General features: G+C 62.8%; 23 protein-coding genes. 8 read left to right on the forward strand and 15 right to left on the reverse strand.

Translation table 11 applies throughout. From position 1 onward, the window contains the following. Positions 1 to 20: 20 nt before the first annotated feature. A complete protein-coding gene (locus U0004_RS12675) occupies positions 21 to 449 on the forward strand; it encodes a DsrE family protein (RefSeq protein WP_081345408.1) in 429 nt (142 codons plus the stop codon). A 54-nt stretch (positions 450 to 503) separates the two neighbouring features. On the opposite strand, the gene U0004_RS12680 is transcribed toward U0004_RS12675, so the two are convergent. Then, a complete protein-coding gene (locus U0004_RS12680; RefSeq protein ID WP_034757699.1) occupies positions 504 to 722 on the reverse strand; it encodes a TOBE domain-containing protein in 219 nt (72 codons plus the stop codon). A gap of 170 nt (positions 723 to 892) precedes the next feature. On the opposite strand from U0004_RS12680, the gene U0004_RS12685 reads away from it, so the two are divergent. Then, positions 893 to 1,381, forward strand: coding sequence for a hypothetical protein (locus U0004_RS12685; protein ID WP_070253642.1), 489 nt, complete (start codon positions 893 to 895; stop codon positions 1,379 to 1,381). Between the two features lie 58 nt (positions 1,382 to 1,439). Here U0004_RS12685 and U0004_RS12690 read toward each other — a convergent pair whose 3' ends face one another. Beyond that, positions 1,440 to 2,396, reverse strand: a complete 957-nt coding sequence (locus U0004_RS12690; protein WP_046685513.1) for a sulfate ABC transporter substrate-binding protein — start codon at positions 2,394 to 2,396, stop codon at positions 1,440 to 1,442. 561 nt (positions 2,397 to 2,957) lie between these two features. Between U0004_RS12690 and U0004_RS12695 the strand changes: the two genes are divergently transcribed. Continuing rightward, complete coding sequence (locus tag U0004_RS12695) at positions 2,958 to 3,488, forward strand: GNAT family N-acetyltransferase (RefSeq protein WP_070253641.1); 531 nt, start codon at positions 2,958 to 2,960, stop codon at positions 3,486 to 3,488. A 65-nt stretch (positions 3,489 to 3,553) separates the two neighbouring features. Here U0004_RS12695 and U0004_RS12700 read toward each other — a convergent pair whose 3' ends face one another. Next, positions 3,554 to 4,366, reverse strand: coding sequence for a class II glutamine amidotransferase (locus U0004_RS12700; protein ID WP_071653602.1), 813 nt, complete (start codon positions 4,364 to 4,366; stop codon positions 3,554 to 3,556). 234 nt (positions 4,367 to 4,600) lie between these two features. On the opposite strand from U0004_RS12700, the gene U0004_RS12705 reads away from it, so the two are divergent. Both U0004_RS12705 and U0004_RS12710 read left to right on the forward strand, forming a co-directional pair. Next, entirely contained in the window at positions 4,601 to 5,437 is an 837-nt protein-coding gene (locus U0004_RS12705) for an EAL domain-containing protein (RefSeq protein WP_070253639.1), read from the forward strand. A gap of 99 nt (positions 5,438 to 5,536) precedes the next feature. After that, a complete protein-coding gene (locus U0004_RS12710; RefSeq protein ID WP_370452800.1) occupies positions 5,537 to 6,286 on the forward strand; it encodes a YcbK family protein in 750 nt (249 codons plus the stop codon). A 6-nt stretch (positions 6,287 to 6,292) separates the two neighbouring features. Here U0004_RS12710 and U0004_RS12715 read toward each other — a convergent pair whose 3' ends face one another. After that, positions 6,293 to 6,496 carry a DUF3460 family protein gene (locus tag U0004_RS12715; protein ID WP_070253637.1) on the reverse strand — a complete coding sequence of 68 codons (204 nt, stop codon included), beginning with the start codon at positions 6,494 to 6,496 and terminating at the stop codon, positions 6,293 to 6,295. Between the two features lie 87 nt (positions 6,497 to 6,583). On the opposite strand from U0004_RS12715, the gene U0004_RS12720 reads away from it, so the two are divergent. Next, positions 6,584 to 7,465 (forward strand): LysR family transcriptional regulator, encoded by an 882-nt coding sequence (locus tag U0004_RS12720; protein WP_034787224.1) that lies wholly within the window; start codon positions 6,584 to 6,586, stop codon positions 7,463 to 7,465. Here U0004_RS12720 and U0004_RS12725 read toward each other — a convergent pair. Then, positions 7,441 to 7,908, reverse strand: a complete 468-nt coding sequence (locus tag U0004_RS12725) for a PACE efflux transporter (RefSeq protein WP_070253636.1) — start codon at positions 7,906 to 7,908, stop codon at positions 7,441 to 7,443. The two genes, U0004_RS12720 and U0004_RS12725, sit on opposite strands and share 25 nt — an antisense overlap. Positions 7,909 to 8,090: 182 nt before the next feature. On the opposite strand from U0004_RS12725, the gene U0004_RS12730 reads away from it, so the two are divergent. Together U0004_RS12730 and U0004_RS12735 are read left to right on the forward strand one after the other, a co-directional pair. After that, a complete protein-coding gene (locus tag U0004_RS12730; RefSeq protein ID WP_034787797.1) occupies positions 8,091 to 8,543 on the forward strand; it encodes a hypothetical protein in 453 nt (150 codons plus the stop codon). Positions 8,544 to 8,660: 117 nt separating this feature from the next. Then, entirely contained in the window at positions 8,661 to 10,826 is a 2,166-nt protein-coding gene (locus tag U0004_RS12735) for a putative bifunctional diguanylate cyclase/phosphodiesterase (RefSeq protein ID WP_327076258.1), read from the forward strand. Here the strand turns inward: U0004_RS12735 and U0004_RS12740 are convergent. The 10 genes from U0004_RS12740 to U0004_RS12785 form a co-directional block, all read right to left on the reverse strand. After that, on the reverse strand, positions 10,811 to 11,911 hold the full coding sequence (locus U0004_RS12740; protein ID WP_070253635.1) for a glycosyltransferase family 9 protein: 1,101 nt from the start codon (positions 11,909 to 11,911) through the stop codon (positions 10,811 to 10,813). The two genes, U0004_RS12735 and U0004_RS12740, sit on opposite strands and share 16 nt — an antisense overlap. Before the next feature lie 147 nt (positions 11,912 to 12,058). Next, positions 12,059 to 13,105, reverse strand: coding sequence for a hypothetical protein (locus U0004_RS12745; RefSeq protein ID WP_034787803.1), 1,047 nt, complete (start codon positions 13,103 to 13,105; stop codon positions 12,059 to 12,061). 5 nt (positions 13,106 to 13,110) lie between these two features. Beyond that, positions 13,111 to 14,022: a flagellar hook-associated protein FlgL gene (gene flgL / locus U0004_RS12750; protein WP_034787818.1), complete on the reverse strand. Its 912-nt coding sequence runs from the start codon at positions 14,020 to 14,022 to the stop codon at positions 13,111 to 13,113. Between the two features lie 10 nt (positions 14,023 to 14,032). Further along, complete coding sequence (gene flgK / locus U0004_RS12755; protein ID WP_070253634.1) at positions 14,033 to 15,394, reverse strand: flagellar hook-associated protein FlgK; 1,362 nt, start codon at positions 15,392 to 15,394, stop codon at positions 14,033 to 14,035. Positions 15,395 to 15,475: 81 nt separating this feature from the next. After that, complete coding sequence (locus tag U0004_RS12760; RefSeq protein WP_370452801.1) at positions 15,476 to 15,871, reverse strand: flagellar biosynthesis protein FlgJ; 396 nt, start codon at positions 15,869 to 15,871, stop codon at positions 15,476 to 15,478. A 108-nt stretch (positions 15,872 to 15,979) separates the two neighbouring features. Further along, entirely contained in the window at positions 15,980 to 17,092 is a 1,113-nt protein-coding gene (locus tag U0004_RS12765) for a flagellar basal body P-ring protein FlgI (RefSeq protein ID WP_034787825.1), read from the reverse strand. A 9-nt stretch (positions 17,093 to 17,101) separates the two neighbouring features. Next, complete coding sequence (flgH, locus tag U0004_RS12770; protein ID WP_070253633.1) at positions 17,102 to 17,776, reverse strand: flagellar basal body L-ring protein FlgH; 675 nt, start codon at positions 17,774 to 17,776, stop codon at positions 17,102 to 17,104. Next, a complete protein-coding gene (gene flgG / locus U0004_RS12775; protein WP_167468652.1) occupies positions 17,776 to 18,564 on the reverse strand; it encodes a flagellar basal-body rod protein FlgG in 789 nt (262 codons plus the stop codon). Before flgG ends, flgH begins: the two co-directional genes overlap by 1 nt. 32 nt (positions 18,565 to 18,596) lie before the next feature. Next, on the reverse strand, positions 18,597 to 19,325 hold the full coding sequence (locus U0004_RS12780) for a flagellar basal body rod protein FlgF (protein ID WP_034787834.1): 729 nt from the start codon (positions 19,323 to 19,325) through the stop codon (positions 18,597 to 18,599). A 26-nt stretch (positions 19,326 to 19,351) separates the two neighbouring features. Next, entirely contained in the window at positions 19,352 to 20,530 is a 1,179-nt protein-coding gene (locus U0004_RS12785; protein WP_070253632.1) for a flagellar hook protein FlgE, read from the reverse strand. Between the last annotated feature and the right edge of the window lie 16 nt (positions 20,531 to 20,546).

Here is a 20,546-nt window from a genome sequence, read left to right on the forward strand (position 1 = left end):
GCCACTGAAATGGACATCTCATGACAATCTTGCGCCGCTGGTTCTCCGCCATCCTTCTTTCCTTGTTCGCTTGCACTGCCGCCACGGCAGCGCAGAAGGAGGAAAAGGTGGTGTATCACGTCAATGACGCCAGCAATGCCACGGCTGCGCTGAAAAATATCCGCAATCACCTGGACGCCAGTCCCCAAGCCACCATCGTGCTCGTCGCGCATGGCCCCGGCATCGATTTCCTGCTCGATGGCGCCGTCGACAAGAATGGCACTCCGTATGACGCAGTGGTGCGCGAGCTGACCAAGCGCGGCGTGAGTTTCCGTGTCTGCAATAACACCTTGCAAGGACGCAACATCGACCGCCAGCGCGTGCTGCCCGACGCCGTCATCGTGCCCTCGGGCGTGGCCGAACTGAGCCGCTTGCAGTGGCAGGAAGGGTATGCGTATATCAAGCCCTGACGCACGCGTCGCTGCCGGATGGCAAGGGGCGCGGCGTTAGCGGGTGGGTAACCCTTACTGGATCTTGGCGATCGACACTTCCGTCGATTTCACCAGCGCGATGACTTCGCTGCCCACTTTCAAGTCCAGGTCCTTGATCGAGCGCGAGGTGATCACCGAGGTGACGATGCCGTGCGGCGTTTCCACGTCCACTTCCGAGACCACGGGCCCAAAGATGATTTCCTTGATCTTGCCGCGAAACTGGTTGCGTACATTCACTTCCGAGATAGCCATGATATTTCCTTTGAGCCCGTAATACGCCATGCGGCGCGACAAGGCCAGAGTACGGCGCGCGCACGCTTTTGACCACGAATCGATGCGCATATCGATATGCGCAAAGTGTGCGCCAGCGCTGCTGCAAGCATATTATTCGCCTATACTCGAGTATCTACCGGAGGTGTGCCATGCGTCCATTCCTGCTGTCGCTCTTGCTGTTGCCCACAGCCGCCGTGCTGGCGCAACCCATTGCCGCCCTGCAACCGATGGCTTTCCTGGCCGGGCATTGCTGGAAGGGCGAGTTCCCTGGCGGGAAGCAAACGGATGAGCACTGTTTCCAGTGGCTGTATGGCGGCCAGATGCTGCGCGACGTCCACACGGTGCGCAGCCCCGGCAAGCCCGACTACGTGGGCGAAACCACGTATTACCACGATCCCGCCGCAGGCAAGGTAGCCTTCCTGTATGTGGAAAACAGCGGCGGCCATAGCCGCGGCACGATGCTGCCGGCGGACGGCGGCCTCGACTTTCCCGCCACGCAATACGTGGGGGCGAATGGCAAGACGCTGACCTATCGCGTGCGCTGGACGCCGTCGGGCGATGCGTATGAGGCGGCCAGCGAGATGCTGGTGGACGGGCGCTGGGTGCCGCAATTCAAGCTGCTGCTGAAGAAGCAGTGATGTGTGGAGGCATAAAAAAACCGGGACATGTCCCGGTTTTTTGTTGATGCGGCGAAGATTACTTCTGATAAATCTTGTCGAACTCGCCACCATCGTCAAAGTGTTTCTTTTGTGCCTGTTTCCAGCCGCCAAAGACGTCGTCGATGGTGAACAGGGTGATCGGCTTGAAGCTGGCCGCGTATTTCTTGGCGACGGCCGCCGAACGGGGGCGCAGGTAGTGCTTGGCGACCAGTTCCTGGCCTGGTTCCGAGTACAGGTATTGCAGGTAGGCCGTGGCTTCCTTGCGGATGCCGCGGCGGTCGACGACCTTGTCGACGACGGCCACCGGCGATTCGGCCAGGATGGAGATGCTTGGATACACGACTTCGAAGTTGTCGCCGAATTCGGCGCGCACCAGTTGCACTTCATTTTCAAACGTCACCAGCACATCGCCGATTTCGCGCTGCGTGAAGGTGGTGGTGGCGCCGCGGCCGCCGCCGTCCAGCACGGGCACGTTCTTGAACAGTTTGGTGACGAGGTCGCGCGCCTGCGCTTCGCTGCCGCCTTTTTTCACGGCATAGCCCCAGGCCGCCAGGTAGGTGTAGCGGCCATTGCCCGAGGTTTTCGGATTCGGCACGATGACCTTGATGCCGGGCTTGGCCAGATCGTCCCAATCCTTGATGTGTTTCGGGTTACCTTTGCGCACCAGGTACACCATGGTCGAGTAAAACGGCGCCGCATTGTTCGGGAATTTCTTGGCCCAGTCGGCCACCACGAGGCCGCGGTCGACGAGGATGTCGATGTCATTGGCCTGGTTCATGGTCACGACGGATGCTTCCAGGCCATCGGCGACGGAGCGCGCCTGCTTGCTGGAGCCGCCGTGCGACTGCTTGATGGTGATGGTTTCGCCCGTTTTGGCTTTCCAATCAGCAATAAATGCGGGATTCACGTCCTTGAACAATTCGCGCATCACGTCGTAGGACGCGTTCAGCAAGACCACCGGTTCGGCGGCGCTGGCGGCCATCGGCAGGCTCATGGCGGCGGCGGAAGCAGCCAGGGCGCTGGCCAGGAACCAGCGGCGCGAGCGTTGGGTGAGCGTTGCTGCGGCAGTCGTTACGGCGTTGGAATGGGTCATATTGAACTCTTGTTGTGAGAATAGATAGACATAGTCTAAAATTCCGGCCGGAAAAGAAACGAATTTTTCGTAATATGCTTAGAGCCTATCCCAGCAGATGAATACATCCCCTGCTGGCGCCCCTCAGAAGCGGGGACTGCGTTGCTCGTCGTCGCGTGGCTCGCCACGCGTCCTCCTCACGCCTTGTCCGCGCTCCTGATGCGCTGCCAGCAGAAGACGCTCCCTGCGGGGATAGGCTCTTAGATTCGATTCCCGTTTGCGCTAAAAAACATATATCGATTTCTGGAAACATTCGTGGGCAAGATGCGCATCAGCACTTAGTCTGCAGGCATAGCGCCATAGGCAAAACCGGCCCGTGGCGTGCGGCAAAAAACCCGAAAGCGCCGCTTGGTGTATAGTCGAATCGCACGATACAGGGGGAAAACCGTCCGCATCGGCAACTGGAATATTTTGTGAGCGTACATGAGTCTTGAAATTCGTATTGCAACATCGACCGACGCTTTCGAGGCGTGCAACGTATTACGACGCTCCATCGTCGAATGCTGCAGCCTCGATCACCGGGACGATCCGGCCATCCTGGAAGCCTGGCTGGGCAATAAAACACCGCAGATGGTGGCGTGCTGGTTTGCGTCGCCGACTAATTTTTCGCTGGTCGCAGTCGAGGCGGGCGCCGTTGTCGGCGTCGGCTTGCTGACGCGCGCCGGCAAGCTGGCCCTGTGCTACCTGCTGCCCGAGGCGCAAGGCCGCGGCGCCGGCAAGGCGCTGGTGGAGCAGCTGGAAGCGCAGGCGCGCGAGTGGGGCATCAAGGCCCTGCAACTGCACAGCACGGCCAGCAGCCAGGCCTTTTTCGTCAAGCAGGGTTATGTCGAGGCGGGCAATGTGCGTTCGCCATATGGCGTGGAAACGATTTTTTGCTGGAAACAGATTGATCCCACGGGCATCGCTAGCGGCGACCCCAAGCGCAAGCGCTTTTGCAACTGCAATTCGGCCTGACGCCCCGCCATTCCCTCAGCCCGCCCATCCGGCGGCGGGCCATTTCTTCCCGTTCAATAATTCCCTCAGTAACTGATCTGGATATACACGCCTTGTGGCGCGGCATCATCCGCCGGCAGCAAGGTGCCGCCCGTAAACAGTTTCAGTTCGCCGGGAGCGAACGCCAGCCAATCCTCGTTTTGCGTCAGCGGATGCGTGGCGATGACGGCGATCCTGTCGTCCAGGTGGTTGTGCTGGCGAAAGTCGATGCTGCGCTCGCAGTCGATCAGTTGCGCCACGGAAAACGGGTATTCGCGTATCACATAGTGCAAGTGCGTGGAACAGTGGGCAAACAGCAGTTCGCCGTCCGACAGGATGAAATTGAAGGTGCCGTGCGCCGCAATGTCCTTGGCGACCTCGGCGATGGCGGCGCGCAAGTCGGCGCGCGTGGGTTCACCGAGGGGAAACTGCGTGCGCAAGGTGGCCAGCAGGTGGCAGAAGGCTTGTTCGCTGTCCGTGTCGCCGCTGGCGCGGTAGTGCGCATTGGCGGGCGCACGCCACGTTTTCAAGTCCCCATTGTGGGCGAAGGACCAGGTCTTGCCCCACAGGTCGCGGGCGAACGGGTGGGTATTTTCCTGGGCGATGCGGCCTTGCGTGGCCTTGCGGATGTGCGCGACGATGTTTTTCGCCTTCACGGGATGCTGCTGCACCTGGGCCGCCAGCGGCGAATCGATGGCCGCCAGGTGATCCGTCAGCAGGGTGCAGCCGCTGCTGGAATGATAGGCGATGCCCCAGCCGTCGCGGTGCTCGTCCGTGCGTCCGCCCCGTTCGGCAAAGCCGGCAAAGGAAAATCCCAGCGCCGCAGGCTTGCTGCTGTTCATTGCGAGTAACTGGCACATGGCGGCCCTTCCTGATGGTATCGGTACATGCCCACAGTAAAGGCTGGACCAGGGGGCGGGAAGGAATGTTTCCGACTATGGTTATGCGCTGTCCGTTGTTGCGTCCATATTTGCTTGGTGCATATCAAATGGCGAAACCATTCGTTCTCCTTTGGTTTGCGCTGCCTTACTCTGCACACTTTGGCGCCGTCTTCCCCATGAGGGCAGCTGGCGCAGCCTTACGAAGGAGCACGTATGCCATTTCCCGTCCTGAAAAATTACCTGGCCCGCCTGTCGCATCAAACCCAGGCCGGCACCAGCGTCTGGCTCGACGGGGAGGGCCGGGCGCTGGGGCGCTTTTTCAATTGCACCATGACCAGCGCCTTCCAGCCGCTGCGCGAACTGGAAAGCGGCAAGCTGGTGGCGTTCGAAGGACTGGCGCGCAGCGTATCGAAGGCGGACGAGGGCTTGTCGCTGTGGCGCTTGCTCGATCACGCGGCCAGCGACGATGAATCCGTGGAGCTGGACCGGCTGTGCCGCATGCTGCATGCCATTAATTTTTTCCGGCAGGCGGAAGCGGAGCAGGCCGACCTGTACCTGAATGTGCATGACCGCCTGCTGAGCGCCGTCAGCAGCAATCACGGCCACGCTTTCCAGCGCATCCTCGACGCGCTGGGCTTGCCCATCGAGCGCATCGTGCTGCAATTGCCGACGGTCACGCCGAACCAGGGCTGGCTGCTCAACTACGTGGCCGACAATTACCGCCGCAACGGTTTCCGCCTGGCCATCAACGTGGCCAACGTGCATGAGGCAACGGGCATGCTGGAGCGCTTGCACCCGCATGCGTTCAAGCTCGACGCGGGCAACCTCAGCGACGAGCAAGCCGTCGCCAGCTTCGTCACTGTGTGCCATGCGGCGAAAATCCGCGTCATTTTCAAGCGCCTCGACACGCCGGCCGCGCTGGCCGCGCTGCAACGCGTCGCCGCCATCACGGGCTTGCCCATCGTGGCCCAGGGTTATCTGCTCGACAAGCCATTGACGGCGCTGGCGCAGGCGAAAGGCGCCGGCGCCTCCGTCGCGGCTGCCGCCTGACGCAAAATGCCTTGAAATGAGGGTGACACGATAGGCATTGAGGGTTTTTCTTCGCGGCACAATACGCTATAGTATTCCCATCGTTAAATTGGACTGACTATGGCATCGCGCAGAAATTTTCTACACCACGGTATGGGCCTGGCCGCGCTGGGCCTGGTTGCCACTCCTCTCATCGGCTGCGCCTCGCGCACGGCCGCTCCCGCCTCGGCTTCGGCCAGCGCCAAGCCGCGCGCGCCGCGCACGGCCGTGCCGCCGCAGCCGACGCAACTGGCCAGCATCGACCGCTCGATCACGTCGCAGTCGCGCCAGGCCATCACCGAGATGGAACCGCCACCCGACATTTTCGATGCGCAGGCGCTGGACCTGGAATTCTGGCTCAAGCCCCGCACCCTGGAAGTGGTGCGCCCGGCCAGCAATGAAAAGGCCAAGCTGCTGTACTGGAAAGATGGCGAAGTCATCGATTCGGCCTACCAGGAACTGTGTCACTTGCTGCGCGACGTGAACGGCAAGAAGACGGCGCCCATCGATCCGAAACTGCTGGAAACCCTGTGGGGCACGCAAGCGTTCGTGGCCCGCTACGGCATCGAGCAGCCGCTGGAGATTTTGTCGGGCTACCGCACGGCCGAGTCGAACAGCAGGCTGCGCGAAGCGGGCGTGCCGGCCGCGCGCCAGTCGCTGCACATCTCGGGCCGCGCCGCCGACATCCGCGTGGCGAATCTGAACGCGGAAGTGCTCGGTTCGCTGGTGCGCAGCTTCAAGCAGGGCGGCGTGGGCTTCTATTACCGCAACGGCCCGCGTGGTGGCTGGATACATGCGGATACCGGACTCCAGCGCACCTGGAAAGGCTAAGGCTTTTTAGTCGTAGTGGTAGGGCGGCTCCGGCACGCTATCGCGTTCGGCGCGCCGCCATTCCTCGAAATTCACGGGGCGTTCCCAGTAAATGCGCCAGCCCAGGCGCTGGCTGGTTTGCGCTTCGGGATGGTCGCGCAGATAGCCGTCGATAAAGCGCGTGAATTCCGAGACATAGCCGCCGCAGCGGTAGGGAAGTGGATGAGTCATGGCTCCTCCTGCAGTCGAGATTTCTTTCATTCTATCGCCAGCGGCGGCAAAGTGCCGCCCGTTTCGAGCTTCCCTTTTTCCATTTCCATGAAACTTTCCAGCCATAACATCGAACTGTTCCTGGCCGTCGTCGACGGCGGCTCGTTCTCGGCTGCCGCGCGCGCCTTGCGGCGGGCGCCGTCGGCCGTCAGCATGGCGATGGCCAATATCGAGGCGGAACTGGGCATCACCCTGTTCGACCGCGGCGCGCGCGAAGCGGTGCCCACCCCGGCCGCGCTGGCCCTGATACCGCACGCGCGCCTGATCGCCGAGCAGTTGAAACAGTTGCACCTGCACGTGCAGGAATTGTCGCAGGGACTGGAAAGCCGCATTTCGCTGGGCATCGCGGCCGAGCTCGACCATACTCCCTTCCTGGCCGCCGTGCGCGCGCTGTCGCAGCGCCATCCCTTGCTCGATATCGAGGTGCTGACGGCGCCGCAGGACGATGTGCTCGACATGCTGCACCGGGGCCGCATCAGCGCCTGCATGGCTTTCGCAGGCGGGCGCATCAATCACGAGGAGCAGTTCCAGCTGGTCGGCAGCGATGCCTTGCTGGCGATTATTTCCACCCAGCATCCGCCCAGCGCGGCGGGCCAGCCCTTGTATATCGAGGAATTGGTGAACTTGCGCCAGATCATCGTGGCCAGCCGCGAACTCGACCTGGCCGATGCGCGCCCCGTGGTGGGGCTGTCCTATTGGCGCACGGACAGTTTGCCGATGGCGCTGGCCATGGTGGAAGCGGGACTGGGCTGGGGCAACTTTGCCGCCTCGGCCATCCAGCATTCTCTGGCGGCGGGGCGGGTGCGCTGCGTGGCGTTCAAGAATACGGGCAATGGCCTGGTCGTGCCCATCCACCTGGTGTGGATGAAGGACCGGCCGCTGGGCATGGCGGCGCGGTCTTTTCTTCAGTTGCTCAGCGAAGCAGCCTGAACGTCAGTGGCTTCTTCCTTCGGCTGCTGCGCCGACAGGGGCACGCCGAACAGGCCGTCGAAGAAATAGTTAAAAATGAAGCTGTAGCACGGGATGATCAGCATCAGCGCGAAATCGAGCACGAAGGCTTGCCACAGGCTGATGTTCAGCCACCAGGCGATCAGCGGGATCAGGTAGATGACCAGCGTGATCTGGAAGCCGATCGCATGCAGGATGCGGCGCCAGACCGTGCGCGTGCGCGACACTTGCCGGATTTCCCAGTATTCGAATGCGGTGTTGTAGAGCAGGTTCCAGATCACGGCGATGGTGGTGATCATGATGGCCAGCGGCCCCGTGCTGGTGGGCGATTCGCCCGAAAGCAGGGTCAGCCAGAGCGTGGAAATGGCCATGCCGATGATTTCAAAAGCGGTGACGTAGACGATTTTGCGTTTAATGCCTTGCATGTAAAGCCTGTAAAGAAGAGATGGCGCGTATTTTAAGTCAGGCATGCTGATCTTTAAAGTCGATAGCTGTCAGTTTTTCTGATTGATTCGGCGTGGGAATACCATGCTTGCCCTGAACGGTGGATAATGGCGGCTGGCAGGCAACCGGTCCCGCCGCATCACCGCAGAAAAGGTCAACGAGCATGCAAGGCGCAGCAGACAGCAACATCCCCGAGGTTCCTGACACCCCCGCCAGTGCGGACGAACGTCCCCGTTTTCGCCCCCGTCCGTGGGAGCACCTGGAAACGCCATACGACGTGGAAGTGTGGATCGAAGAACATAACCGCAGCATGCAGGACAATATTCGCGCCACGGAAACGGGCGTGGGCATCTGCTTTACTTTGGCCGAAGGCGGCGATATCTATATGCAGACCAGCGCCGACGGCGCCGTCGTGCTCGACGTGACGCCGGACGCGGCCTGGGTGTCTCCCCTGATCAGCGCGGCCACGGGCTGCGAGACGCCGGACTCGTCGCTGTGGATCTTGCCTGATGATAAATTGATCCAGCTGATCGTGGGGCTATCGAGCCTGGTAGCGAGCACCTTGCTGGTGGTGGGCCATGATTTCGGCTTGCGCCGCAGCCGCATGGGACGCTGAGCGGCCTTGTTGCAGAAGTGACATCCATGGCAGGCTTGGCTCGACACTGCGCGTGGCGCATGCTAGTCTTGCAACTGCACCCACCTGGTTGCCAGGGCGGCGGTGCAAAGGATAGCCATGGACATACCACCGCTCGCGGTACCTGATCCGGATTCCTCCCAGCACAGCCATGACGGCGTGTTGGGGCATGCCGCGCCCCTGCTTGACGATGGCGTCTTCAGTCCGGAACGGATGAAGGCCGAACGCGAGCAAGCCTATTTCAACGATTTATACCTGCTGGCGCCTGTCGCCTATTTCGTGCTCGGCCTCGATGGCGCGATCGTGCAGGTCAACCTGGTGGCGGCCGAATTGTTCGGCCTGGTGCGCGAGCGCCTTGGCCACGTGCTGTTCCGTTCGTATGTCCACGAGGCGTTCCGCCACGATTTCGAGCAGTTCGTGCAGCGCGTGCTCAATAGCAGCGAGCCCGAGCGCATCCAGCTGCAGGTACGGCTGCGCCTTGGCGCGCGCGAGGCGGGCTTGCCCGTCAGCCTGCTGGGCAGCGCAGATCCGAACGGCCAGGCGCTGCGCCTGGTGCTGGAGCAGGCCGAGGGCAAGCTGGCTGCGCTCGAACGCAGCGAAGAGCGCTTCCGGCGCATCGTGCACGGCGCCGAGGAGGGTATCTGGGAAATCGATGCGCAGGCGCTGACCAGCTTTGTCAATCCGAAGATGGCGCACATGCTCGGTTGCCAGATCGAGGACATGCTGGGCCAGCCGCTGGCCGCCTTCATGGATGACGAAGGGCGCGCCATCCTGGAGCGCAACATTGCGCGGCGCCAGGATGGCATCGCCGAGCGCCACGAATTCAAGTTCCTGCGGCGTGACGGCAGCACCTTGTGGGCCACCCTGGCCACCAATCCCATCTTCGATTCCAGCGGCACCTACCTGGGCGCGCTGGCGCTCGTCAGCGACATCACGGCCCAGCGCGCCGCGTCCGAGCGCATCTGGCGGCAAGCCAATTTCGATCCCTTGACGGGCTTGCCGAACCGCCACATGTTCCTCGACCGCTTGCAGCACGAGGCGCGCCACGCCAGCCGCGAAGGCGGTTGCCTGGCCCTGCTGTTCATCGACCTCGACCATTTCAAGCAGGTAAATGACCGCCTCGGCCACGAGAAGGGCGACATGCTGCTGCGCCAGGCGGCGCTGCGCATCAGCGAGCGCGTGCGCGCCACCGACACGGTAGCGCGCCTGGGCGGCGACGAATTCACCGTCATCCTGGCCGGCGTGGGGCAGTTGGGCGGCATCGAACGCGTGCTGCAGGAATTGACGACGGCGCTGGCCCTGCCTTTCGTGCTCGACGGCGACACGGCGCAAGTGTCGGCCAGCGTGGGCGTGGCGCTGTATCCGGCCGACGCCGAGGCAACGGAAACCTTGCTGCGGCATGCCGACCAGGCCATGTATGCGGCCAAGAGTGCGGGACGCAACGGTTACAGCTATTTCACGCCGGCCTTGCAGCAGGCGGCCGACCTGCGCCGCGCCACAGTGCGCGAGATGCGCCTGGCGCTGGCGCAGGAGCAGTTCGAAGTGCATTACCAGCCCATCATCCGCCTGTGCGATGGCGCGATCGAGCGGGCCGAGGCGCTGCTGCGCTGGCGCCATCCGCTGCGCGGCTTGCTCGTGCCCGCCGATTTCATCGCCTTTGCCGAGGCAAACGGCTTGATCATCGATATCGGCGAGTGGGTGTTTCAGCAGGTCGTGCGCCAGGCGCGCCAGTGGCAGGGCGAGCATGGCGGCCCGTTCCCGATCTGTATCAACAAGTCGCCCGCGGAATTTCGCTGCGATGCCGCGCTGTACCAGGACTGGGGCAATGCCCTGGCGCGGGCGGGCTTGGCGCCGGACGCCATCGTCATCGAAACAACGGAAGCCGTGCTGCTCGACAAGGCGCGCCAGGTGGGCGACCGCCTGCGCCAGTTCCGCGCCATGGGCCTGGCGCTGGCGCTCGACGATTTCGGCAGCGGCCAGGTATCGCTGGGATGCATCAAGAAGGCCGATATCGACTTTCTCAAGATCGACCGTTCGCTGGTCGGCGAACTGGGACGCGACGATGCCGGGCTGGGCTTGTGCGAGGCGATCATTGCACTGGCGCAGCGGCTGGGAGTGAAAGTCGTGGCCGAAGGCGTGGAGACGGCGTCGCAGCGCGATTTGCTGCGCGCCGCCGGCTGCGACTATGCGCAAGGATATTTCTTTTCCCGCGCGCTGCTGGCAGGGCAGATGGATGGCTTGCTGGCGGCTCAGCCGGCGGCTTGAAGCGTCGCTTGCGCCTGCCCATCGTCCTGCATCAACTGTTCCACGGCGGCCAGGGTCTCGGCGGCGCTGACCGTGGCCAGGGTCAGGCCGGGCGCCAGGATCACGCGGTAATGGCGGCTGGCCGGATAGAACCAGCGGTAGTTGTCGGTGCGGATGTAGTAGCCGACGATTTTCCTGTCATACGCCGAGGCGATGTGGATCACCGACGTGTCGGGCGACAGCACCAGTTCGCAGCGGCGGATCAGGGCCGCCAGCTCCAGGATGTGGCCGGTGGGCGGCGCGGCCATCACGTTGGCATGGCCGGCGCCGCGCACGATCTCGGCGGCGCGCGCCTCGCTGCCCGGCGCGGCGATCACCAGCAGCGCATGGCGCGGGTAGCGCGCCGCCAGGGCCGCGCAGCAGCGCTGGGCATCGGCCACGCTGACCGTGCGTTGCGCATTGCTGCCCTGGAAATTCAGGCAAAACAAGCCTTCATGCGTGCGCAGCAGGGTATCGCAGGCGGCGTCGACCCGTGCCGCGTGCGCATCCACGCCGAACAGTTCATAGCGCATATCGATGTCGCGCAGCTCAAATTGCCCGAACGTGGCGAAATAGCTGTGCAGGATGTGGCGGCTGCGGTCGCAGGGCACCGTATGGTCGAACATGCCCAGATTCGCCGTCGAAGTGCCGTACTTGGGAATGGCAAAGCCCGTCAAATAGCGCGCACCCAGCCATTTGATGCGCAGCAGCAAGGGAATCGAAAAGCGGTTGTAGGGGTTGAAGATGACGTCATAGCGGCGTCGGCGCAGCTCGGCGATGGTGGTGCGCAAGTCGCGCAGCAGCGGCTGCTTGTCCCAGATGAGGATTTCGCCGACATGCGGATTATCGGCGAGCACGGCCCGGTTGGCGCTGCTGGCGGCCACATCGATCTGCCAGTGCGGATAGTTTTTCTTCAGTTCGCGCAGCAGGGCCGTGGTGACGATCATGTCGCCGATCTTGTCGTTGCGCAAAATTAATACCTTGCGCACCTTGGCGAGATCGAGGGGGTGCTTGCCGGATTTGTCCAGCAGGGCGTAGCTGATCAGCCGGGCGGCGGTCTTTATCAAGGGAACTCCGGAGGTGGATGACGGGATGCGCTGGCGTATGGGACAAAGCGCCAGCGACAGCAGCATCTTACGGATTTCCACCGTCCTGAGCTAGGGGGTGTGCCCCATTATTGCCGCGTGCGCCAAGTCAGCGCACGCGGCAGGGGGTTATTCCAGGCCCAGCAGCGCGACGACGCGCTCGCGGCTGATGCCGACCAGCGCCGAGCTGATCGCCAGCAGTGATTCATAGCCGGGCTGGCTGGCTTTTTCCGTGAAGTTTTCCGCCAAGGTATCCATGCTGACGTTGACTTGCTGCACCGGTTGCGCGCGGGCGACCCGCCCCGTCGCTTGCGCCAGGGCCAGGCTGACGGAGCTGCGCGCCGCCTGCAACTGCGCCAGCGCCTGCACCACTTGCTGCAAGGTGGCGCGCAGGGCTTCCACGTCGCCGGTACTCCATTCTTCCGGGGCGATGGCGGCCGGTTCCGCATCCGTGCGCACGCGGCTCATCTGGCCGGTCGGGTAGCGGATGCCGCTGCCGCGCACGGACAGGCTGTCGCGCACGCTGGCCCAGGCCGCTTCCGACGTGCTGAACACCAGTTCGCCATTCTCGCCCAGCTTGACGCCTATGCCTGACGGCATCAGTGCGCGGTCGAAGCGGGAGACGATTTCGTTCTCGCTCAGGCCAGGTTCGATATTCACCGAACGCAAGGCCTGGCTCGCGCCGCCGACGGAAAAGGCCAGCACTTCCTGCGGGCCTTCCTGCAGGCTGGCCATGGTCAGGCCGCGGATGCTGAAGTTCTGCTGTGCCGCCTGCGGGCTGGTATAGCCGAGCTGTGCATCGAGCGTGCCGCCCGAGGCGCTGGCGCGCTGGCGCCAGGTATTGCTGAACTGGCGTACTCTGGCTTCGACTTGCCCTTCGCGTCCCTGGCGCGCGGCCAGCTTGGCCGCCAGTTCGCTTTTCAGCGCTTGCAACTGGCTGCTGCTGCGTTCCAGGTAGTCGAGGGTTTGTTGTGCGTTAGAAATTTCCCCCTGCAGCTGGTGATCCCAGTTGCTCAGGCCACGCTGCAGGCTCGCCGTCGAACTCCTCGCTGCCGGCGCCTCGCTGCGCGCGCTGGCACTGCTTTTGACTGCGGCGGACGCGTCATCGACGACGCGGGCTGTGCCGGCGCCTTTGGCATTGACGCCGGAAGAGGAGGAAGTCTGAACGATTTGCATGATGGTCAGAGAAGATCAAACAGGGAAATAGTGCCAACCTTGGTGTAGGCTTTATAGGTTGCCTGCAAGGCCGTCTGGTAGCCGGTCAGTTCAATCGCCGCCGCGCCCATGTCGGTCTTTTTCAGGTCCAGCAGGGCCGAATTGTTCGACAGCGACACATTGGCCAGGTTGCCGGACAGCGTGGTGAGGATGTTTTGCGCGCCGCCGAAGATGGCGATCTTGCCAGAAAGCAAATCCATGCCATCATCGGTGCCGCCCAGGCCGTCGTTGACGATAGCGCGCACTGCCGGGTCGTTGGGGTTGACGCCTGGCGTGCCGAGCGTGGTGATGACCTGGTCGATCTTGTTGAGCCACACTTCCAGGTTCTTCACGTCGACGTTGGCCGCCTGCGTCACGCCATTGCCCACTACCACGGTCTGCGTGTCGGTGTTGCCGATGTAGCTGTAGCGCGAGCCGGCGGCTGCCGTCGGGTCGTACTTGATTGCGGGCTGGTCGGTCGCTGTGCCGGAAAACATGTAGCGGCCTTCCTGGTCTTTCAGGTTGGCCGTGTACAGCACGCTGTCGCGCATGGCCGTCAGCGATTGCGTCATCGCATTCAGGTCGCCCGGGGTATTGCTGCCGTCGGCGGCCCATACCAGCAAGTCGCGCGCCTGGCCCATGTCGGTGACCATGCTCGACAGGTAGTTTTCATTCTTCAGCAGGCGCACTTTCACTGTGGCGATATTGTCCTGGTACTGCGTGACCATGGCTTGCTCGCGCGTCAGGCGCGAAATGCGCACGTTGCCGATCGGATCGTCCGATGGCAGCTGGATGCGCAAGCCGGAAGACATTTGCTGCGTCAGGAAGTTGATGCGTTCCTGATTTTGCTGAAGCGAAATATTGATCAGCGATTGGTACTGGCTACTGGCGACACGCATGATCTTCTCCTTAACCCATCATTTGCAAAGTGGCGTCAAACAAGCTATTCGCCACAGAAATGACTTTCATGTTTGCTTGATACATATTCTGGAATTCGACCAGGCTCATCGCTTCTTCATCCTTGTTCACGCCGCTGGTGGACTTCCAGTCGTCGATCGCTTGGGCGCGCACCGTGTTGGCCGTCTTCAGCAAGGCCTGGTTCTGCTGGCTGTAAATGCCCAGCTTGCCGACCAGCTGCGTATCCGCGTCGCTCATGAGGACAGAACCGACCCAGCTGACGGTGATCGGCTGATTCTTGATCTCGATTAATTTCTGCAAGTTGCCGCTGTCGCCGGCCTGGCCCGTCAGCGACAGGGCCAGGTCCTTGGCGTTGAAGCCGGGGGTAATGCTCAGCTTGCCATTTGCGTAGGCAAGCAGGGGACCACCTGGGGTCCCGGCCATGGTCTTGCCCAGTGCCAGCTGTGCGTTGACCTTGTTGGTCAACTGGGTGGCCATGTCTTGCAGCGACTGCTGCAGCGGTTTCAGGGTATTTTGCTCGAACTCGCCCAGGCCGCCCATCTGCCCGCCGATAGCGACCGGGTCGAGCTTGTACGAGGACTTGGCGAAATCAAGGCTCAGCGTCTGTTCGCCGGTGTTCGTCATGTTGCTGCTCATGGTGCCGGCCAGGCTGCCGATCACCAGCGGCTGGCCCGACTTCAGCGCGATATTGCGCGAACCGTCCGGCTGGTCGAGGACCTCGATGCCCATTTGCGAGGCCAGGCCGTCGATCAGCTGGTCGCGCGCATCCATCAGCGACGACACATTCGTGCCGGCGGCGGTGGAGGTGCTGATGCGCTGGTTCAGCGCGGCGATATTGGCCAGGGTGGTATTGACTTGCGGCACGATCGCTGCGCGTTGCTGCTGCACCGACAGCAACTGGTTGCCCATGACGGTGCTGATGCTGTTGAAGCGCTGCGCCATGGCGTCGGCGGAGGTGACGATCTGCTGGCGCAGGGGCGTCGAGGTCGGGTCGACGGCCGAGGCGTTGAGGGCGGCGAAAAAGCCGTCGATGCCGTTGCTGATGCTGGAAGCATCGTCGCCCATCACGCGCTCGAGCTGCGTCAGGTAAGGCTGGGTCTGCGAACGGGCGCCCTGGTCGGACGCTGCGCGCCACATTTGCTGGCTTTTATAAGCATCGGCAAAGCGCAGCAGGGCGGACACTTCCACCCCATTGCCGGCCGAGCGCACGCCCGCGCCGGCACCAAGCGAGGACAACAGCACGCCCTGGCGCGTATAGCCCGCCGTTTGCAGGTTGGCGATGTTCTGGCTGGCCGCATTGAGTGCGGCCTGGGCGGCGATGCTGCCTGACAATGCATTGCTGATGATGCTCATTGGGCAAGTTTCTTTCGTGAAGAGAGTGGCGCGTGCGGGTGGGCAGGCATTGAATCGTTGTTACCTTGTACAGGCGACGCTTCAGACGGATTTATTAAGCGGCGCTGCAATATTGTCGGTCTTGACAGTGCTTTTGGCTGCCACCGGGGTGCTGGCCGCCGGCAGCAGCTGGCGCAGGATGGCGTCGGCGATGCCGAAGGCGCGCTGGCCGGCCATCTTGTCGGCCACCAGGTTGTCGGCCATTTCCAGCATGTCGTTGTTGATGGGATCCTTGAAGACGCTGTCTTCGCCCGCCATCTCGCGCGTGCCCGAACGCATCTGGCGCAGCATGTGCGAGATGAAGAACGCTTCGAACTTGACGGCCGCCTCGGTGGCCTTGGCCGCGTAGCGCGGATCAGCCGGCGTGGCGGCGGCAGGGGAGCGGTCGTCGAGCGCCGAGGGCAGGGCGCTGCTGCTGTCGTTTACATTCATTTCCATTCAGCTTTCAGTGTTCGTCAAAATGTTCAGGGCAAGGCGCATTGCCGAAGGCAGTACGAATGTACGACGAGGCAGTGCAACGCAGTCCTGGGCTTTTTGACGGGCACGTTAGATCACCACCAGTTCGCCTTCGATGGCTCCCGCCTGGTCGAGGGCTTGCAGAATTGCCATGATGTCATCGGGCGAGGCGCCCAGGCTGTTGACCACGTCGATGATCGATTGCAGCTTGGCGCCGGCAGGCCATTTGAACATATTGCCGTTGCCCTGGTCGACGGACACTTTGGATTGCGGCGTGACGGTGGTCTGGCCGCGGCCGAACGGTGCCGGCTGGCTGACGGCCGAGCTTTCGGAAATGACGACCTTGAGCGAGCCATGCGTGACGGCGGCCGCTTTCACGCGCAAGCCTTCCGCGATGACCACGGTGCCCGTGCGCGAATTGAAGACCACCTTCGGCGTATCGACGCCGACATCGACGCTCAAGGCTTCGAGCTTGGCCATGAAGGCCACGCGCTGGGTCGGGTTTTCCGGCGCCAGCACTTCCACGCTGGTGGCGTCGCTGGTGGTGGCGACGGCGCCAAAGCGGCGGTTGACGGCTTCGACGATATTGATGGCCGTCTCGAAATGCGGGTGGCGCAGATTCAGGGTGACGGTCGGCTTGGTCGAGAAATCGCTGAGGATTTCGCGCTCGATGTTGCCGCCGTTGGGAATGCGGCCCGAGGTGGGCGTGTTGACGGTGACGGACGAACCGCTCTTGCCGGTGGCGTTCAAGCCGCCGACGACGACGTTGCCTTGCGCCAGCGCATACGTTTCATTGTCGGCCGCGCGCAATTGCGTCAGCAGCAAGGTGCCGCCGCGCAAGCTTTTCGCATCGCCCAAGGACGATACGGTCACGTCGATGGCCTGGCCACGGCGGTATCCCGGAGGAAACACGGCGCTGACCATGACGGTGGCGACGTTCTTGCTTTTCGATTCGGCGCCGTCCGGCATTTTCACGCCGAACTGCTTGAGCATGTTGACCACGGACTGGCTGGAAAACTTCACCTGCGTGGTGTCGCCGCTGCCGTTCAGGCCCACGACGAGGCCGTAGCCGACCAGCGGGTTGTCGCGCACGCCCTCGATGCTGACCAGGTTGCGCAGCACTTGCGCGGCGCTGGCAGGCAGGGCAAAGCCGGACAGCGCAGCGAGCATGGCTGCCAGGGGCAGGGCGGAACGAAATTTCATGAGGTCACCTTAAAACGGCATCCATGGGCCGACGAAGAAACGCGTCAGCCAGCCTGGTTTGTTGGCTTCGGCCAGGGTGCCCTGGCCGGAATAGGCGATCTGCGCATTGGCGATGCGCAACGATGACACCTGGTTGTTGGAATCGATATCGGCCGCGCGCAGGTAGCCGCGCAGGCGCACGAATTCCTCGCCCTGGTTCAGGGTCAGGGTTTTTTCGCCCTGCACGCGCAGCAAGCCGTTCGGCAGCACTTCCTGCACGATTACCGTGATGGCGCCGGACAGCGCGTTTTGCTGCGTGCTGGTCGAGTCGCCGGCGAAGTTGCGGTCGGCAGACAGGTCGATGCCCGTCTTGGGGAAGGTCTTGCCGAGGATATTGGCCGCCTGCACGCCGACGGACGAACCCTTGTTGAACGAGGTGCCCGCCTTCTTGCTCGCCTGCGTGGTTTCCTGCAGGGCCACCGTGACGACGTCGCCGACGCGGAAAGCGCGGCTGTCGGAAGTCAGGGCCAGGCCCGCATCGGGATTGAAGACGCCGCCGGCCACGCCGCCGCGCGCAGCGCTGCGCGGCGCCACGGGCAGCGGCGTATCGGAAAAGCTGGGCGCCAGAGGGGCCACCGGCTGGCTGGCGCAACCGGCCGCCAGGATCAGCAGCAGGGCCGCTCCGGCTTTCAGTGCGGCCTTCATCAACGTGCCGCTTGCGCCAGGTATTGCAGCATATTGTCGGCGGCCGACAGCACCTTGGTATTCATTTCATAGGTGCGCTGGGCAGCGATCATGTCGACCATCTCTTCGACCACTTGCACGTTCGAGCCTTCCAGCGCGAATTGCTTCAATTTGCCCAGGGCGCCTTCGCCGGGACGGCCTTCCGTCGGCGTGCCGCTCGATGCCGTTTCCTGGAACAGGTTTTCACCGAGTGCCAGCAGGCCGGTCGGGTTGACGAAGCTGGAGAGGTTCAGCTGGCCCAGTTCGGTACCGGCGACATTGCCCGGCACGGTGGCCGTGACCATGCCGTTTTCACCGATGGTGATGGCCGTGGCGTTGTTCGGCACGGTGATCTGCGGCACCAGGGGCAAGCCCTGGGCGTTGACCATCACGCCATTTTCATTGATGCCCAGCTGGCCGGCGCGCGTGTAGGCCGCTTCGCCGTTCGGGCGCAGCACTTGCAGGAAACCGTTGCCGGTGATGGCGACGTCGAATTCGCGGCTGGTCGTTTGCAGGCTGCCGGTGGTAAACACCTTTTGCGTGCCGACCATGTGCGTACCGTTACCCAGCTGTACGCCCGATGGCGAGAGGGTGTTGTCGGCGCGTTGCGTGCCCGGCTGCTGCTCGACCTGGTAAAACAGGTCTTCGAAGACGACGCGGTCGCGCTTGAAGCCGACCGTATTGACGTTGGCCAGGTTATTCGCGATGGCTTGCAGTTTGGCATCTTGTGCCTGCACGCCGGTCTTGCTGATCCACATTGCTGGATTCATGTATTGCTCCTAATAATAGATTGGCGTTGGGCTTAAGCGCCCAGCAGGCGGTTGCCCGATTCCGTCATGGAATCGCTGGCCTTGAAAACTTTCATCTGCATCTCGAAACTGCGGTTCAGGCTCATGGTGGCGACCATTTCCTCGACGGCCGAGACGTTGCTGCCTTCCAGATGGCGGTCGCGGATGCGTACCGTCGGATCAGCTTGCAGGTCTTCGCCGCCGCGCGCCACGATGAGGCCCGCTTCGTTCTTGGTCAGCTCGCCCGCTTCGGCGTTGACCAGCTTGAGCTTGTCGACCGTCTGCATTTGCGCAGTGCCCGGCACCTGGATGGAAATCGTGCCATCGCCGCCGATCGACAGGCTGGTGTGCTCGGGAATCGTGATCGGACCGCCTTCGCCCAGCACCGGCCGGCCGTTGATGGTCAGCGCGCCCGTTTCATCGAGGTCCATGGCGCCGGCGCGCGTGTAGGCTTCGCCGTTTTGCCACTGTACCGCGAGAAAGCCGGGGCCCGTGACTGCCACGTCGAGTTCGCGTCCCGTTTCCTTGATGGCGCCCGTGCGCGTGCCGATGGCGCTCGACTGCGTCTGCGTCATGTGGCGGTCGTCGTAGCCATAGCCGTTTTGCAACGGCTGGGCAGTGGACACTTCCAGGTTGGCGCGGAAGCCGCCCGTTTCGATGTTGGCCAGGTTGTTGGCGTGTACCTGCTGTGCCCGCAGGGCACGGTCGGCCCCGCTCATGGCGGTATAAATCAGCGCATCCATTGCTCTTTACCTTTGCGTATCGTGGATTACAGCGCTTGCATCAGCGATTGCAGCATGGCGTTCTCGGTCGAGATGACCTTCGAGTTGGCCTGGTAGTTACGCTGCGACGTCATCAGCCCCACCAGTTCGGAGGTGATGTCGACGTTCGACTGTTCCAGCGAGCTCGTCACCAGTTTGCCGGCCATGCCGACGCCCGGACGGTCATACATGGCGGTGCCGGAGGTGGTCGAGGCGACCCAGCTGGTATCGTTGACGGCCGTCAATGCGCCTTCATCAGGGAAGGTAGCCAGGGCGATCACGCCGATGCTCTGTTTTTGGCCGTTCGTGTATTTCGCCACGACGGAGCCGTCATCGGCCAGTTCCACGCCCGTGTAGGTGCCCGAGGCATAGCCGTCGGCGCGGTCGGTCGAGGTGGTGGCTTCGCCGGCGAACTGGGTGGTGCCCGTGTAGTCGATGACGACCGACAGCGGCGCCGCGCCAGGCGGCGTCGGCAGCACTGGCGTGGCGCCCGTGCCGGTCACCAGCTTGCCGTTCGTGTCGAAGGTCATGCTCGTCACCGGCGTCACATCGGCGTTGTCGAAGGTGTAGTGCACGTCCACGCCCGTTGCCGTCTTGACGAAATACTGGCCCAGCGAGTGCTTGGCACCCAGCGAATCGTAGACGATCGAGGACTTGGCGCTGTTGTAGCTCAGTTCGTTGGTCTTGTTGAACGGCGGCGTTTTCACGGTCCATTCGGACGACATATTGGCGGCATACGCCAGCTTGGTCGAGGCCACGGCGGGAATCTGGCCCGTTGGAATGAGCATGTCGCCCATGGTGCCCAAGGTGGTGCTGCCCTTGACGGCGGCATAGCCCTGCACCAGGCGGCCATTCGCATCGATCAGCTTGCCTTCATTGCTGGCCGAAAAGATACCGACGCGGCTGTAGGTCATGGTGTTCTGCGCATCGCGCGTGACGAAATAGCCGCGGCCATCGATGGCCGCGTCAAGCGCGCGGCCCGTGTTCAGCACGCCGCCATTGAGCGACATGCTTTGCGTCAGCGAGCCGATTTCCGTGCCCGTGGCGCGCGAACCGGCGTACATGGCCGAAAAGTTGGCGCGGCTGCTCTTGAAGCCGTAGGTGCCGGCGTTGGCGATATTGTTACTGGTGCTGTTCAACTGTTGGTTGATGGACTGGATACCGGACAGGGCGATGTCGAAACTCATGTTGACTTCCTTTAGT

It is taken from the genome of Janthinobacterium lividum (assembly GCF_034424625.1).
In the GTDB taxonomy this organism is placed as follows: Bacteria; Pseudomonadota; Gammaproteobacteria; order Burkholderiales; family Burkholderiaceae_D; genus Janthinobacterium; species Janthinobacterium lividum.